13 protein-coding genes are annotated in these 14,641 nt (G+C 69.5%); 4 read left to right on the top strand and 9 right to left on the bottom strand.

The window, feature by feature from the left end; all coding sequences use genetic code 11:
- Positions 1–19: 19 nt before the first annotated feature.
- A complete protein-coding gene (locus U4Z31_RS17000; RefSeq protein WP_321810902.1) occupies positions 20–943 on the bottom strand; it encodes a LysR family transcriptional regulator in 924 nt (307 codons plus the stop codon).
- A 74-nt stretch (positions 944–1,017) separates the two neighbouring features.
- Between U4Z31_RS17000 and U4Z31_RS16995 the strand changes: the two genes are divergently transcribed.
- Positions 1,018–1,584: a cysteine dioxygenase gene (locus U4Z31_RS16995; RefSeq protein WP_044842991.1), complete on the top strand. Its 567-nt coding sequence runs from the start codon at positions 1,018–1,020 to the stop codon at positions 1,582–1,584.
- A 122-nt stretch (positions 1,585–1,706) separates the two neighbouring features.
- The gene (locus U4Z31_RS16990; protein ID WP_321810901.1) at positions 1,707–3,332 is read left to right on the top strand and encodes a rhodanese-related sulfurtransferase; all 1,626 of its coding nucleotides are present in this window, start codon (positions 1,707–1,709) and stop codon (positions 3,330–3,332) included.
- Between the two features lie 92 nt (positions 3,333–3,424).
- On the opposite strand, the gene U4Z31_RS16985 is transcribed toward U4Z31_RS16990, so the two are convergent.
- Positions 3,425–4,570 carry a glycerophosphodiester phosphodiesterase gene (locus tag U4Z31_RS16985; RefSeq protein ID WP_124891613.1) on the bottom strand — a complete coding sequence of 382 codons (1,146 nt, stop codon included), beginning with the start codon at positions 4,568–4,570 and terminating at the stop codon, positions 3,425–3,427.
- Between the two features lie 426 nt (positions 4,571–4,996).
- On the opposite strand from U4Z31_RS16985, the gene U4Z31_RS16980 reads away from it, so the two are divergent.
- Positions 4,997–6,061, top strand: a complete 1,065-nt coding sequence (locus U4Z31_RS16980) for a phytoene/squalene synthase family protein (RefSeq protein ID WP_321810900.1) — start codon at positions 4,997–4,999, stop codon at positions 6,059–6,061.
- A gap of 503 nt (positions 6,062–6,564) precedes the next feature.
- Positions 6,565–7,785 carry a porin gene (locus U4Z31_RS16975; RefSeq protein WP_044842995.1) on the top strand — a complete coding sequence of 407 codons (1,221 nt, stop codon included), beginning with the start codon at positions 6,565–6,567 and terminating at the stop codon, positions 7,783–7,785.
- Between the two features lie 226 nt (positions 7,786–8,011).
- Here the strand turns inward: U4Z31_RS16975 and U4Z31_RS16970 are convergent, their stop codons facing one another.
- The 7 genes from U4Z31_RS16970 to U4Z31_RS16940 form a co-directional block, all read right to left on the bottom strand.
- On the bottom strand, positions 8,012–9,502 hold the full coding sequence (locus U4Z31_RS16970; RefSeq protein WP_321810899.1) for an efflux transporter outer membrane subunit: 1,491 nt from the start codon (positions 9,500–9,502) through the stop codon (positions 8,012–8,014).
- Positions 9,503–9,512: 10 nt separating this feature from the next.
- Entirely contained in the window at positions 9,513–10,667 is a 1,155-nt protein-coding gene (locus tag U4Z31_RS16965; RefSeq protein WP_044842997.1) for an ABC transporter permease, read from the bottom strand.
- Positions 10,664–11,635 (bottom strand): ABC transporter ATP-binding protein, encoded by a 972-nt coding sequence (locus tag U4Z31_RS16960; RefSeq protein ID WP_321810898.1) that lies wholly within the window; start codon positions 11,633–11,635, stop codon positions 10,664–10,666. The genes U4Z31_RS16965 and U4Z31_RS16960 overlap by 4 nt, the downstream gene beginning before the upstream one ends.
- Positions 11,632–12,597 carry an HlyD family secretion protein gene (locus U4Z31_RS16955; RefSeq protein WP_321810897.1) on the bottom strand — a complete coding sequence of 322 codons (966 nt, stop codon included), beginning with the start codon at positions 12,595–12,597 and terminating at the stop codon, positions 11,632–11,634. Before U4Z31_RS16955 ends, U4Z31_RS16960 begins: the two co-directional genes overlap by 4 nt.
- Complete coding sequence (locus tag U4Z31_RS16950; RefSeq protein ID WP_321810907.1) at positions 12,594–13,292, bottom strand: TetR/AcrR family transcriptional regulator; 699 nt, start codon at positions 13,290–13,292, stop codon at positions 12,594–12,596. The genes U4Z31_RS16955 and U4Z31_RS16950 overlap by 4 nt, the downstream gene beginning before the upstream one ends.
- A gap of 440 nt (positions 13,293–13,732) precedes the next feature.
- Positions 13,733–14,167 (bottom strand): cupin domain-containing protein, encoded by a 435-nt coding sequence (locus U4Z31_RS16945; RefSeq protein WP_321810906.1) that lies wholly within the window; start codon positions 14,165–14,167, stop codon positions 13,733–13,735.
- Between the two features lie 15 nt (positions 14,168–14,182).
- Positions 14,183–14,620, bottom strand: a complete 438-nt coding sequence (locus U4Z31_RS16940; RefSeq protein WP_044843002.1) for a carboxymuconolactone decarboxylase family protein — start codon at positions 14,618–14,620, stop codon at positions 14,183–14,185.
- Positions 14,621–14,641: the final 21 nt, after the last annotated feature.

Genomic DNA, 14,641 nt, shown 5'->3' with positions numbered 1-14,641 from the left:
CAGGCGCCGTCGCGCGTGGTCAAGCGGCTTCGTCGTGCCCGGCCGCATCCGCCGGCAGCGCGAACGCGGTGCGCGCATGCGCGGCCACGGCCGTGAGCGGTGCCTTGAAGCGCGCGGCGTCCTGCCGGTGCAGCAGCCACAGATCGATCTGCGGCTTGAAATCGGCGAGCGGGACGATGTCGACCGCGTCGCGCAGCGGGCTGCCTTCGACGAGCGGCAGCGGCATCAGCCCGATCCCGAAGCCGTTCGCGACGCTCTGCAATTGCAGGTCGCGGCCGTAGGCGTCGAGCGTGACCGGCATCGGCAGCCCCTGCGCGTCGAGCGCGCGGCGCAGCCCCGCACGAAAGCCGCAGCCGTCGGGATTGAGCACCCAGCCGCGCGCCTGGCAGTCGGCGAGCCGGTAGCTGCGGCGCGGCCAGTCGCCCTTGCGGCCGACCGCGACGAGCCGCGTGGCCAGCAGCCGCTCGCCGTCGACCTGCGGCGGCAGCACCATCTCGCGGGCCAGAAACACCAGCGCGGCGTCGAGTTCGCGGTGTGCGACGCGTTCGACGAGCATGCCGCCCCACGCGGTCGTGACCTGCGTGGCGAGCGCCGGCCATTGCGCGGCGAGCTGCGCGATCAGGCCGGGCAGCATCAGCTCGCCGAGCCCTTGCGTGAGGCCCACGCGGAATTCGCCGGCGGGCGGCCGCTGGCCGGCCGTCAGTTCGCGCAGCGCGTCGACTTCGCGCAGGATCGCGCGGCACTGCTCGAACACCTGCAGGCCGATGTCGGTCGGGCGCGGCGGCTTCGTGTTGCGGTCGAGCAGCGTGACGCCGAGCGCCTCCTCGAGGTTCTGCACGCGCCGCGTGATCGCGGGCTGCGTCATGCTGAGCTCGGCCGCGGCCTGGCTCAGCGTCTGGCCGCGAACGACCGCTGCAAAAGCGTCGATATCGCTAATTTTCATGTTTGTTCTGCATGGTATTTCAGGTGCATCATGACGATCCATCATATTCGGCATCATATTCGAGGAGGCAGCCGATGAGTACGCTTTCGTTGCAGCAGACGCCGCTGCGTCCGTTCGTCGACGGGCTGGGCGCGTTGCTCGCGTCCGGCGCGAACGAGGCGCGCATCCTCGACGAGGGCGGCGCGCTGCTGGCCGCGCTCGTCGCGCACGACGACTGGCTGCCCGACGCGTTCGCGCAGCCCGATCCCGAGCGTTACCGCCAGTACCTGCTGCATCTCGATCCCGACGCGCGGTTTTCCGTCGTCAGCTTCGTGTGGGGGCCCGGCCAGACGACGCCGATCCACAACCACACGGTGTGGGGGCTGATCGGGATGCTGCGCGGCGGCGAGTTTTCGCAACCGTACCGGTTCGACGCGGCCGGCAGGCCGGTGCCGGCGGGCGACGCGGTACGGCTGCAGCCGGGCGACGTCGAGGCCGTGTCGCCGCGCATCGGCGACGTCCATCGCGTGACCAACGCGTTCGACGACCAGGTGTCGATCAGCATCCACGTGTACGGCGCGAACATCGGCCAGGTCGAACGTGCGGTGTTCCTGGACGACGGCACCGTGAAGCCGTTCGTGTCCGGCTATTCGAACGCGTGACCGGACGCATGACGCCGCAAGTCGCGGGCGCCCCGTTGCGACGGCGTGCCCGCGGGCATCGAGCTGCAGCCGTTTTCCGTGTGGTTTCTTCACCGACTCCAACAGAATCCGACAGAGACATCGTGACGCAATCCGTTGATTCCACTTCCCGTTTCCCCGTCGCGTCGTACCATGACGTACGCACGCGCCTGCTGGCCCGCGACGAAATCGCGCTGATCGACGTGCGCGAGGAAGATCCCTACGCGCAGGGCCATCCGCTGTGGGCCGCCAACTTTCCGCTGTCGAAGCTCGAACTCGACGCATGGACGCGCATTCCGCGCCGCGACACGCCGATCGTCGTGTTCGGCGAAGCCGGCGGCGACGATCTCGCGCCGCGCGCGGCCGAGAAACTCGCGCAGCTCGGCTATACCGACGTGCGGCTGCTCGACGGCGGCCTTGCGGGCTGGCTCGCCGCGGGCGGCGAACTGTTCATCGACGTGAACGTGCCGAGCAAGTCGTTCGGCGAATGGGTCGAGGCCGAGCGCCATACGCCGTCGCTGTCCGCGCAGGAGGTGCAGGCGCTGATCGATGAAAAGGCCGACGTCGTGATCGTCGACGCGCGCCGCTTCGACGAATACCAGACGATGAACATCCCGACGTCGACGAGCGTGCCGGGCGCGGAACTCGTGCTGCGCGTGCGCGCGCTCGCGCCGAATCCGGCAACGCAGGTGGTGGTGAACTGCGCGGGCCGCACGCGTAGCATCATCGGCACGCAGTCGCTCGTCAACGCGGGGTTGCCGAACCCGGTCGCGGCACTGCGCAACGGCACGATCGGCTGGACGCTCGCCGGCCAGACGCTCGAGCACGGCGCCGCGCGACGCTTTCCGGACGAGATCGCACCCGCGCAGCGTGAGGAAGCACGCCGCGCCGCGCGTGCGGTGGCCGAGCGCGCGGGCGTGCCGCGCGTCGCGCTCGCGGAGCTCGCCGCGCTCGACGAACCGGGCCGCACGCTGTACCGCTTCGACGTGCGCACGCCGGAGGAATACGAGGCCGGCCATCTGCCGGGCTTCCTGGGCACGCCGGGCGGCCAGCTCGTGCAGGAGACCGACCATCACGCGGCCGTGCGCGGCGCGCGGATCGTGCTCGCCGACGACGACGGCGTGCGCGCGGACATGACCGCGTCGTGGCTCGCGCAGATGGGCTGGGACGTGCGGGTGCTCGAGCCGGCCGGCACGGCGGCGTTCACCGAGCGCGGCCAGCCGCCGCGCGACGTGCCCGCGACGCCGCAGGTGAGCGAGGTGTCGCCCGCGACGCTCGCGGGCTGGCTGAAGGAGGCGGCCGCGGGCGAGCTCGCGATCGTCGACGTGACGGCCAGCGCGAACTACGTGAAGCGCCATATCCCCGGCGCGTGGTTCGTCGTGCGCGCGCAGTTGCGCGACGCGCTCGCCGCGATTCCGCCGGCGCGGCGCTATGTGTTCACGTGCGGATCGAGCCTGCTCGCGCGGTTCGCGGCGGACGACGCGCGCGCCTTGCTGCCGGCTTCCGCGGCGATCTCGGTGCTGACCGGCGGCACGGCCGCATGGATCGACGCGGGGTTGCCGCTCGAGCACGGCGAGACACGCCTCGCGTCGCCGCGCGCCGATCGCTACCGGCGCCCGTACGAAGGCACGGACAACGCGGCTGCCGCGATGCAGGCGTATCTCGACTGGGAATACGGGCTGGTCGACCAGCTGAAGCGGGACGGCACGCATCACTTCCGCGTGATCTGACCACCGCGCGGCAACCGGCGTGCGGCACGCGATGCGCGGCGCCCGGTTGCCGCATGTTCAGCGGCTCATCGTATGCGGCACGTTCAGCGCGCTCAGCGCTTGAACGTATCGACGGCCGTGCGGCCGACGGCCGGATCGTCGGTGAAGAAGCCGTCGATGCCCGCGCGCAGGTAGGCCTGGATCTCGCGCACCGAGCCCGCGGTGTTGCGCGTGGCCGGCGTGCCGCCGTCCTTCAGCGACGCGGGCAGGAAGTTGTTCTCCGGGCGGAACGTATACGGATGCACGACGAGGCCGGCTGCGTGCGCGTCACGCACGTACGACGTCGGCTGCTGCAGCGTGCCGTCCGCGGCCACCGCGATGATCGACGTCTTGTACGGTCCGACGCCGTTCGCATAGGACGCAATCTCGCGCATCCCGTCGCGCGTCGACAGGTCGCCGTAGGTGCGCTTGTCGTTCGCCTTCACGAAGTCGTACGGACGCTGGCCGGCTTCGTCCATCAACTGCACGAGCTTCCAGTTCGGCTGGCTCGACTTGATCCGGTTGCGGATCGCCTTCAGGTTCGCGACCTCGAACGACTGGATGTAGACGGTCGCCGTGCGCGCCGTGTACGGATCCTTCAGCAGCGCGTCGACGAGACGGTCCTCGAGCGGCAGGCCGATCGACTGGAAGTAGGTCGGGTGCTTGGTTTCCGGATACAGGTGGATCGTGCGGCCGGTCTGCGCGGACATCTGTTTCGCGAGCGCGACGATCTCGTCGAAGGTCGGAATCTCGAACTGGTCGTTGTACGCGGTGTTCGCCGGGCGCACCTGCGGAATGCGCTCGCGGGCACGCAGCGTCTTGAGCTCGGCGAGCGTGAAGTCCTCGGTGAACCAGCCGGTCAGCTGCGTGCCGTCGATCGTCCTGGTCGCCTTGCGGCTCGCGAACTGCGGCAGCGTCGACACGTTCGTCGTGCCGGAGATCTCGTTCTCGTGGCGCGCGACGAGCACGCCGTCGCGCGTCGCGACGAGGTCGGGCTCGATCACGTCCGCGCCGTCCTCGATCGCCTTGCGGTACGACGCGAGCGTGTGCTCGGGGCGCAGCGCGCTCGCGCCGCGATGGCCGACCACCTGGACCTTCGCGGAGATCGGCCGGGCGGAATCGGACGCCGAGACGTCGTCGCCGCCGCAGGCGGCAAGCAGGACGGCGGCGGCACAGGCGAACGGGATGCAGCGCAGGGCGGTCGGGCGCGGGAAGAGCATGTCGATGAACCTTCGGAACGGAAGTCGGTGAAAGGGCAAGCGGTCCGGCGATGCGGGGCCGCGTGAGCGAACGGGACGCGATCGTCGCACCGATTAATTACATATGTATTACTTGCACCTTTCTGTTTTGTTGTCGCGTCAGGCGCGAGAATTGCGGGAACACGTAGCGGTCGAGACGGTGCGATCCGCCCGTCGCCGCCAGCCGGCGCCGCGATCGTCGCGCCGACGCGGTTCGGCGGTTGCGCGCCCACTTCGTCGGACGGATCGCGAGCGTGGTCGCCGGATGCACTAAACTTGCGGGACTTTTGCATCGCCGCGCCGGGCCGACACCCGCCCGCGCACGGCGATGCGGCGACTCGCGGGCCGGCGCGGGCGCCCGGCGCCCGCGTGCGTCCGGGGCCCGCGCCGGCCGATTTTTACCGACCCATGACGACGCATACCGATCCCGCCTACCTGCTCGGCGACCTGCTGAAGAACGTTTCCCGCTCCTTCTACCTGACGCTGCGCGTGCTGCCCGACGGCATGCGCGACCCGGTTGGCCTGGCCTACCTGCTCGCGCGCGCGGCCGACACGATCGCCGACACGGCGCTGGTCGCGCCCGATCGCCGCGCGGCGCTGCTGACCGACCTGCGGAACGAAGTCGAGCGGCTCGGCGACGGCGCGGCGCTGTCGCGCTCGCTCGAGGACGTGACGCGGATGCAGACGGATTCGCACGAACACGTGCTGCTCGGCTCGATGGAGCCGATGCTCGCGCTGCTGCGCGCGCAGCCGGATGCGGACTGCGCATCGATCCGCAAGGTCGTCGCGACGCTGACGTCGGGGATGGAATTCGACCTGCGCACGTTCCCCGACGAACAGTCGGGCCGCGTCGCGTCGCTGCCGAACCGTGCCGAGCTCGATCGCTACACGTACCTGGTCGCCGGCTGCGTCGGCGAATTCTGGACCGACATGACCGGCGCGCACACGCGCGCCGCGCGCGGCTGGGACGTGCCGGACATGCGCGAGAAGGGCATCCGTTTCGGCAAGGCGCTGCAGATGACCAACATCCTGCGCGACTGCGCGAAGGATCTGCGGATCGGCCGCTGCTATCTGCCGGAGGACGTGCTGGCCGCATACGGCGTCGGCGTCGCCGACCTGATGACACCCGATGCGTCGGCGCGCGCGCGCGGCGTGCTGGTCGACCTGCTGCGCGTGACGCTCGACCAGTATCGCGACGCGTGCCGCTACACGCTCGCGATTCCGCGCCGCTTCGTGCGGCTGCGGCTCGCATGCCTGTGGCCGATCATGATCGGCCTCGAAACGCTCGAACTGCTGGCCGGCCACGATGCGTGGCTCGATCCGGCGACGCCGGCGAAGGTGCCGCGCAAGCGGATCTACCGGATCATGGCGTCGTCGCTCGCGCTCGTCGGTTCGAACGCCGCGATCCGTGCGCGGATCACCGCGCTCGTCGACGCGGTGAACGCGCGGATCGCGCAGCCGTCCGCGCGCTGAATCGCGCTGAACGATGCCGGCGCGTGACGCGACCTGCATCGGCATCGCCCCTCGGCCCGCGTTCGCCGGGCCGCTCCCGTCTCCCGTCCGATTGTCCGCACGCGGACTGAAACGTTTTCACGATTTCGCTTCCCGAAACGTGGGTGTCATGAATGTCAGCGATCCTGCGCGGCGGCGTGAATCGCGGCGTCAGCCGCGCTCACGCATTCGTAGGAAGGTTGTTGCCGAGGGCGTCTGACGACATCCGGCGGTCGCGATGCACCAGTAAAAATGTAAAGCTAGGGTTTTCACCGGGAAATGCCGGCAAGGCCCGCCGCGTAAGCGTTTTCAGGTGTTATGTAACCGTTTGGTGAACCCCCGCGTTGCGTCGATCATACGATGACCGACCGCACATGTTGGGAAACGATTGGTAATCCGTCAGAATCGCACCGGCATGTACTCGCACATGTGTCAGTCATAAAACCACACCAGAAAAGAAATCATTCTTTGAGGACGGAGAATCAATGAAAAAGCGCGTCGCTTTCGCCATGACGGCAGCGGGTCTCGCAGCCGCTACCGCAGCCCACGCCCAGAGCAGCGTGACCCTGTACGGTATCGTCGATAACGCTATCGCCTGGCAGAACAACTCGTCGGCCACCAGCGCGGTTTCGGGCGGTCACTCGAAGGTACAGATGGCCACCGGCATTTGGGCAGGCAGCCGCTTCGGCCTGAAGGGCAGCGAAGACCTCGGCGGCGGCACGAAGGCGATTTTCCAGTTGGAAGCCGGCTTCAACGCGAACAACGGCTCGTCGCAATGGACGAACGGCATCTTCACGCGTCAGGCGTGGGTTGGTCTGACCAACGCGACGTACGGTACGCTGACGGCCGGCCGCCAGTACACCGCGTACTACACGCTGCTGTCGCCGTATAGCCCGACCACCTGGCTGACCGGTTACTACGGCGCGCACCCGGGCGATATCGACTCGCTCGACACCAGCTACCGCGCGAACAACTCGCTCGTCTACATGTCGCCGAAGTTCTACGGCTTCACGGTCGGCGGTTCGTACTCGCTCGGCGGCGTGGCAGGCAGCTTCAACCGCGGCTCGACCTGGAGCGCGGCGGTCCAGTACCTGAACGGCCCGGCAGGCATCGCGGTTGGCTATCAGCGCATCAACAACGCGACGCTCGGCGGCGGCGTGTGGGGCGCGAATTCGACCGCGCAAAACGGTCTGGATTCGAGCGGCAACGGTGCGGAGCAGGCCGTGTCGTCGATCAACGGCGGCTACAAGACGGCACAGTCGCAGCAACGTGTCGCCGTGACGGCCGGTTACCAGTTCACGCCGGCGTGGGACATCTCGGTGTCGTACTCGAACGTCCAGTACATCCCGGGCAACCTGTCGGCATTCCACAATACGGCGATCTTCAACACGGCGGGCGCAGTGCTGCACTGGAAGGCAGCGCCGCAGTGGGACTTCGCGGCAGGCTACTCGTACACGCGTGCGACCCAGTCGAACGGCATCTCGAGCTCGGCCAAGTACCACCAGGTCACGCTGTCGCAGTACTACAGCCTGTCGAAGCGCACGGGCCTGTACGCGGTTGAAGCGTATCAGCACGCTACCGGCAACACGATCAGCGGCCTGACCGGCGGCATCGTCAATGCAACGACGTCGATCGGCGACGGCGTGGGCGCAGGTTCGAAGCAGAACCAGATCGCGGCCGGCGTCGGCCTGATCCACCGCTTCTGATGCCGCGCGGCGCGCGAGCGCCGCTCACGGCTTGCGGTACGAAAACCGGCCTTCGGGCCGGTTTTTCCATTTGCGGCACGCGTTGTGCGTATTGCGGGTTCGGTCATGGATGGTCGTCGAATGGAAGCGCGCGGCGACGGCTGTCGAGCCCGACAAGTGTGCCGCTCATGCGGTGCATGACGTGCAGGCCGGCAATGCCCGGTCGGCGCCGACGCCGTCGTGTCGATCACCGCGCCGCATCATCCATCCAGTTGCCCGCCAGCGCCTGGAACAGCGCCGCCGTGTCGGCCAGCCGGTCGGCCTGCGCGCGCGTGCGGTCGAGCGCGGTCTGCAATGCCTGCCGCTGGGCGTCGAGCAGCGCGAACGCGCTGATCCCGCCCGCCGCGTAACGGTCGCCGGCGATCGCGTTGCCTGCCGCCGCTTCCCGTGCGGCCGTGTCCCGCGCTTGCAGCGCCGTCGCATCGTGTTCGACCGCGCGCATCGCGTCGGCGACCTGCTGGAGCGCCAGCAGCACGGTTTCCCGATAGCTCGCGAACGCGGCGTCGTACGCGGCTTCGGCCGCGCGCTTCCTCGCGCGCAGCTCGCCGCCATGAAAGAGCGGCTGCGTCAGACCGAGGCCGACATTCCACACATTCAGCCCGCTCACGATATCCGCGATGCGCGTGCGTTCCGAACCGATCCCCGCCGAAATCGAAAAACGCGGATACAGGTTCGCGGTCGCCACGCCGACGTTCGCGCTCGCCTGGTGCAACACGGCCTCCGCCGCGCGGATATCGGGGCGTTCGCGCGCGAGCGTCGACGGCAGCGCGACCGGCAGCGTGCGCGGCAGCGTGAGCGCGTCGAGCGGGAGGTCGGGCAGCTCGGCACCGGACGGCGGCGCGCCCAGCAGGATCGCGAGCCGGTGACCGGCCTGCGCGTAGCGGGCTGCGAGCGGCGGCAGCGAGGCCTGCGTCTGCGCGAGCAGCGTGCGCTGCGCATGCACGTCGGCCTGCGATACGCCGCCCACCGCGAAGCGTGCGTCGACGATCCGCAACTGCCGGGCTTGCGCGTCGACGAGCTGCCGCGTGAGCGCGATCTGCTGCGCGAGCGACGCGCGCAGGATTGCAGTCGCGACGACGTTGCCCGCGAGCGTCAGGCGTGCGGCGTCGAGCAGGTACGCCTGATAGTCGACCTGGGCGCGCAGCGCCTCGAGCGCGCGCCGGTTGCCGCCGAACACGTCGAGCGCGTACGACACGCTCACCGACGCGTCGTACAGCGTGAACGGCCCGGGATTCGGCACGTTGGCGGGCAGCCCGAAGGCAGCGATGTCGACCTTCTCGCGCGTGGCGGACAGGTTCGCATCGACGCGCGGCAGCATCGTCGCGCCGGCTTCGGCCGCGTGGTTCTGGCGCGCTTCGTCGAGCCGCGCGCGGGCCTCGGCGAGCGTCGGGCTGTTGTGCCACGCGGTATCGACGAGCCGGTTCAGCGGTGCCGAGCCGAACGCGGTCCACCACTGTTGCGGCGTGTGCGCGGCCGATGCGAACGTCTGCGCGTCGCCGGCCGGGCCGCCGGCGGCGGCCGTCGTGACCGGCGGGTCATCGCGCGTGTATTGCCGTGTGGCCGGCGCGTCGGGCGTGCGGAAATCCGGCCCGACCGTGCAACCGGCGACGAGCAGCGCAACGGCTGCCCATGCGCTGCGGCGGGCGGCGGGGCGGGCGCGACGCGAAGCCGGTTTCATCGTGCGGCCCCTAGTCGAGCGTGCGCCGGTAGAAGCGCAGCGCGACGCCCATCACGACGAGCGTGAACAGCGCGACGGGCCACACGGACGGCCACAGGTCGGCCCAGCCGTTGCCTTTCAGCAGGATGCCGCGCACCAGGCGGTTGAAGTAGGTGAGCGGCAGCAGGTTGCCGATGAACTGCGCCCACTTCGGCATCCCGGCGAACGGAAACATGAAGCCCGACAGCAGGATGTTCGGCAGGAAGTAGAACACCGCGAGCTGCATCGCCTGCAACTGGTTCTGCGCGAGCGACGACAGTGTGATGCCGACCGTCAGGTTCGCGGCGATGAAGAGCAGCGCGGACAGGTAGATCGCGACCATGCCGCCGACGAACGGCACGTGGAACACGAAGCGCGCTGCCACGAGGATGATCGACACCTGGATCAGCCCGATGAACACGTACGGGACGATCTTGCCCGTCATCACCTCCAGCGGCCGCACGGGCGTCGCCAGCAGGTTCTCCATCGTGCCGCGCTCGCGTTCGCGCGTGATCGCGAGGCCCGTCATCATCACCATCGTCATCGTCAGGATCACGCCCATCAGGCCCGGCACGACGTTGTACTGCGTGATGCCTTCCGGGTTGTACAGGCGGTGCAGCACGATGTCGAACGCGGCCGGGCGGCCGTTCAGGTGCGCGAGCGGGCCCGTCAGGTCCTTGTCGGCGACGGGCTGCACGAGGCCCGGCAGCGCGCCGAGCGCCGACGCGGTCGCGACGGGATCGGTCGCGTCCGCCTCGACGAGCAGCGACGGGCGTTCGCCGCGCAGCAGCCGCTTCGAGAAGTCGGCCGGCACGCTCAGCACGAACTGCACGTCGCCGCGTGCGAGCGCATGCCGGCCGGCCGCTTCGTCGGGCAGCGTCGCGACGATGTCGAAATACGCGGAATTGCGCATCGCGGCGATGAAGCTGCGCGCGAACGGGCTCGAGTCGGCGACGATCACCGCGGTCGGCAGGTGCTTCGGATCGGTGTTGATCGCGAAGCCGAACAGCGCGAGCTGGATGATCGGCACGCCGACGATCATTGCGAACGTCACGCGGTCGCGGCGCAGCTGCAGGAATTCCTTCAGCACGATGCTCCACCAGCGCGCGACCGAGAACGCGTCGCGCAGGCCCGTCCACGTGCTCATGTCGCCGCTCCGCCGGGCGGCCCGGATGCGCGGCCCATCATATAGATGAAGACGTCTTCGAGCCCGGTGTCGATCGGCGCGACCTGCAGCGGCGCGTGACCGTTCTCCTGCGCGCCGGGCTGCGCCGCGACCTGCGCGAGCGTCGCGTCGAGCAGCGCTCGATCGCGGCCGCTCACGTGCAGCGTCGAGCCGAACACGACCGTCTGGTCGACGCCCGGCATCGTGCGCAGGCGCGCGGACAGTTCCGCCAGGTGCCCGCCAGTGACCGTGCGCGTCGACAGGTGTTGCGACGCGACGATTTCCGCGGCCGTGCCCTGCGCGAGCAGTTCGCCGGACGCGATGTACGCGAGCTTGTGACAGCGCTCGGCCTCGTCCATGTAGTGCGTGCTGACGAGTACCGAGATGCCTTGCGCGGCCAGCCGGTGCAGTTCTTCCCAGAAGTCGCGGCGCGCGGCCGGATCGACGCCGGCGGTCGGTTCGTCGAGCAGCAGCAGCTCCGGTTCGTGCAGCATGCACGCGGCGAGCGCGAGACGCTGCTTCCAGCCGCCCGACAACGCGCCCGTGAGCTGGTCCGCGCGGCTCGCGAGACCGAGCCCGTCGAGCGCGCGCGCGACGGCTGCCTGACGATCGGGCATCCCGTACACGCGTGCGACGAAATCGAGGTTCTCGCGGATCGACAGGTCTTCCCAGTACGAGAAGCGCTGCGTCATGTAGCCGACGCGGCGCTTGATCTGCGCGCTGTCGCGCACGATGTCGTAGCCGAGGCAGGTGCCGCTGCCCGAGTCGGGCGTGAGCAGGCCGCACATCATGCGGATCGACGTCGTCTTGCCGCTGCCGTTCGGCCCGAGAAAGCCGAAGATCTCCCCGCGCGCGACGCGCAGCGAGACGTCCTTCACGACGTGCTTGTCGCCGAAGCGCTTGTTCAGGCGGTCGACGTCGATCGCATACGGGGCGGGCGGCGCGTTCATCGCATCCTCACGGCGACGGGCTGGCCCGGGTGCAGCTTCGGCGCGTCGGCGACGGCGGGGCGCGCCTCGACCATGAACACGAGTTTGGTCCGGCTCTCGTTGCTGTAGATCACGGGCGGCGTGTACTCGGCCGCGCGCGACACGTAGGTGACGCGCGCGGGGACGTCGGCCGGGCAGCCGTCGCAGTGGATCGCGACCGTGCGCCCCGGCGCGATCGACGCGACGGCGGCCTCCGGCACGAAGAACCGCACTTTCAGGTTCTGCGGCGGCAGCATCTGCACGACCGGATTGCCGGCCTGCACCCATTCGCCGACGCGGTACAGCGTGTCGTACACGCGCCCGGCGGCGGGCGCGGCGACGCGCTTCTGGTCGAGTTTCCATTGCGCTTCGGTGACGGCCGCCTGCGCGGCATCGACCTGCGCGGCCTGGGCCGCCACCTGCTGCGCGCGGCCCGGCAGGCGCGCAACGTCGACCTGGTTCTGCAACTCGCGCACCTGCGCGGCGGTGGTTTGCGCGGACGTGCGCGAATCGTCGAGCTGCTGCCGCGACAGGCCGCCGGCCGCGTACTGGCGTTCGTCGCGCGCGAATTGCGCGGCGGCCCGCGCGGCCTGTGCCGCGGCCTGCGCGAGCTGGGCCCGCGTGACCGCGACTTCCGGCGGGCGCTTGCCGGTCTGCAGGTCGGCAAGCTGCGCGCGCGCGGCCTCGAGCTGGTGTTGCGCCTGCCGCAGCGCGGCCGTTTCGTTGACGGCTTCGAGCGAGAACACCGGCGCGCCGGCCGCGACGGCCTGGCCGCGTTCGACCGACAGCTGCGTCAACGTGCCCGCCTGCGACGACGACAGGTATACGAACTCGCCTTCGACATAGCCCTGGAAGGTCGCGACGTCGTTCGCCGGCCGTCCGCAACCGGCGAGCAGCGCGACGGCGGCGGCCAGCGCGAGCGGCAGCGGGCGGGGCGCGTTCACGACGGCCTCTGTCGCGAATGCGCGTCGGGATCCGGCGCGGCGGCGGGCGGCTGCATGCCGGAACCGAGCAGCGCGCGGACGTGGCGCTGCAGCACGTCGCGATCGATCGGCGGCAGGCCGCGCGCGCTCTGCCACAGCTTCGCGGTGGCGAGCGGCAGCATCACCAGCGCGATGATCGAATGGAACAGGAACGCGGGTTCGAGCGCGGGGTTCAGCGTGCCGGCCTGCTGCGCGGCGCGGATGCGCTCGGCAAACCGCCCGACATGCTCGAGCGGAATGCGCCGGATCATCCGCTCGCGCAGCAGCCCGCCCTCGTGGACGATCTCGCGCAGCCAGATCGACGGCAGCCAGGGCATGCGATGCGTGACGTCGAAGAAGCGGTCGACGAGCTCGGCGACGAGCGCGAACGGATCGTTTTCGATCTGCGGCGCGGTCGGCCGCCACACGAACGCGATGACCTGCGCGAGCCGCTCCTCGACGATCGCGTCGAGCAGCTGCTCGCGATTCGTGAAGTAGTAGTGAACCATCGCCGACGTGACGCCGGCGGCCGCGGCGATCTGCGCGACCGTCGTCGCGGCGATGCCGCGCTCGGCGAACAGCTGCATCGCGACGTCGAGCATGTGGTCGCGCAAGTCGAAGTCGTCCACCGACGGGCGGCGCCCGCGCGGCCTGGCGACGGTGGATTTCGCGTTCATGAAATCGACGCTAATTGATGAGTTAGTTAATTTCAAGCAAGGGTTTTCGCCCGCGTTGATCGCGATCAGGCGAGTAGCGAATGGCGGGGCGGACGGGCGGGGCGGCGGCGTGGCGAAGGGGCGTGCGCCGGCGGTGGAGTGTAGGGAGCGGCTAATGCGGAAGACGCGGGAACCCGCGGGGAACTGGCGGGTGATCGACGGGGGAAATGGCGGGTGAAACGTTGATCGAAACGTGGGTGAAACGGCCGGCGAAACGGCGGCGAAACGGCGGGCGAAACGGCGGGCGAAACAGCGGCGAAACAGCGGCGAAACAGCGGCGAAACAGCGGCGAAACAGCGGGCGAAAACGCCGCCCGACGCCGGCGAGGAAGTCGCGCGGCACGGGGCGGGACGCCGGCCGTGCAGCACGGCGGCGCGCCCGACGCGGCACGGCCTCCTAAATCACTGATCGATCGGCGACTTCAGCGGCACATGCTCGCCCGTCAGCCCGAACACGACGAGTTGCGCGGGTTCGGTCGCGCTCGCATTGCGCGACACCCGGTGGCGCGAACCGGGCGGCTCGTACCAGCCTTCGCCGGCGCGATAGCGGCGCACCGGGCCGTCGTTCACCTGCGACAGCACTTCGCCTTTCGACACGACCGCGAACACCGAGCCGAGGTGCTTGTGCGCTTCGGATGCCTGACCGGGCGCATAGTCGACGGTCGCGACGACGGCGAGCTTGCCGGGCGCTTCGGGCACGGCCTGTTGCATGATCGCGTGCACGTTGTCGCCGGCATCGTGCGCGTGAGCGGCGGCCGGCAGCGCGGTGCCGAGCGCGAGCGATGCGCACAGCATTGCGCGGCGGAGCGTGGAGCTGGAGCTGGAGCTGGAGCGCATCATCACCGTCTCCCCTTACTCGGGCATCTTGCGGAACGCGATCGCGAAGCGGTTCCACGTGTTGATCGTCGCGATCAGCATCGACAGCTCGAACAACTCCGTGTCGCTGAAATGGGGCTTCACGGCTTCCCACACGGCATCGGGCACGTGGTTGTCGGCGACGAGCGTCAGCGCCTCGGTCCATTCGAGCGCCGCACGTTCGCGCTCGGTGAAGAACGGCGTTTCGCGCCAGACGACGACCGTCGCCAGGCGGCGATCGGTTTCGCCGCCGTTGCGTGCGTCGGTGGTGTGCATGTCGACGCAGAACGCACAGCCGTTGATCTGCGACGCGCGCAGCCGGACGAGTTCGGCGAGCGGCTTCTCGATCGAGCTTTTCGCGAGGAATTCCTCGGCGTTGCGCATCACCTTGATGGCGTTCGGGCTGGCGGTATAGAAGTTCAGACGCGGTTGCATGGCAGGTCCTGTTCGGTTGGA

The organism is Burkholderia sp. BCC1985 (genome assembly GCF_905339915.1).
Taxonomy (GTDB): Bacteria; Pseudomonadota; Gammaproteobacteria; order Burkholderiales; family Burkholderiaceae; genus Burkholderia.
The sequence above is the reverse complement of the archived record's forward strand: the minus strand, read 5'-3'. Positions and strand labels throughout refer to the sequence as shown.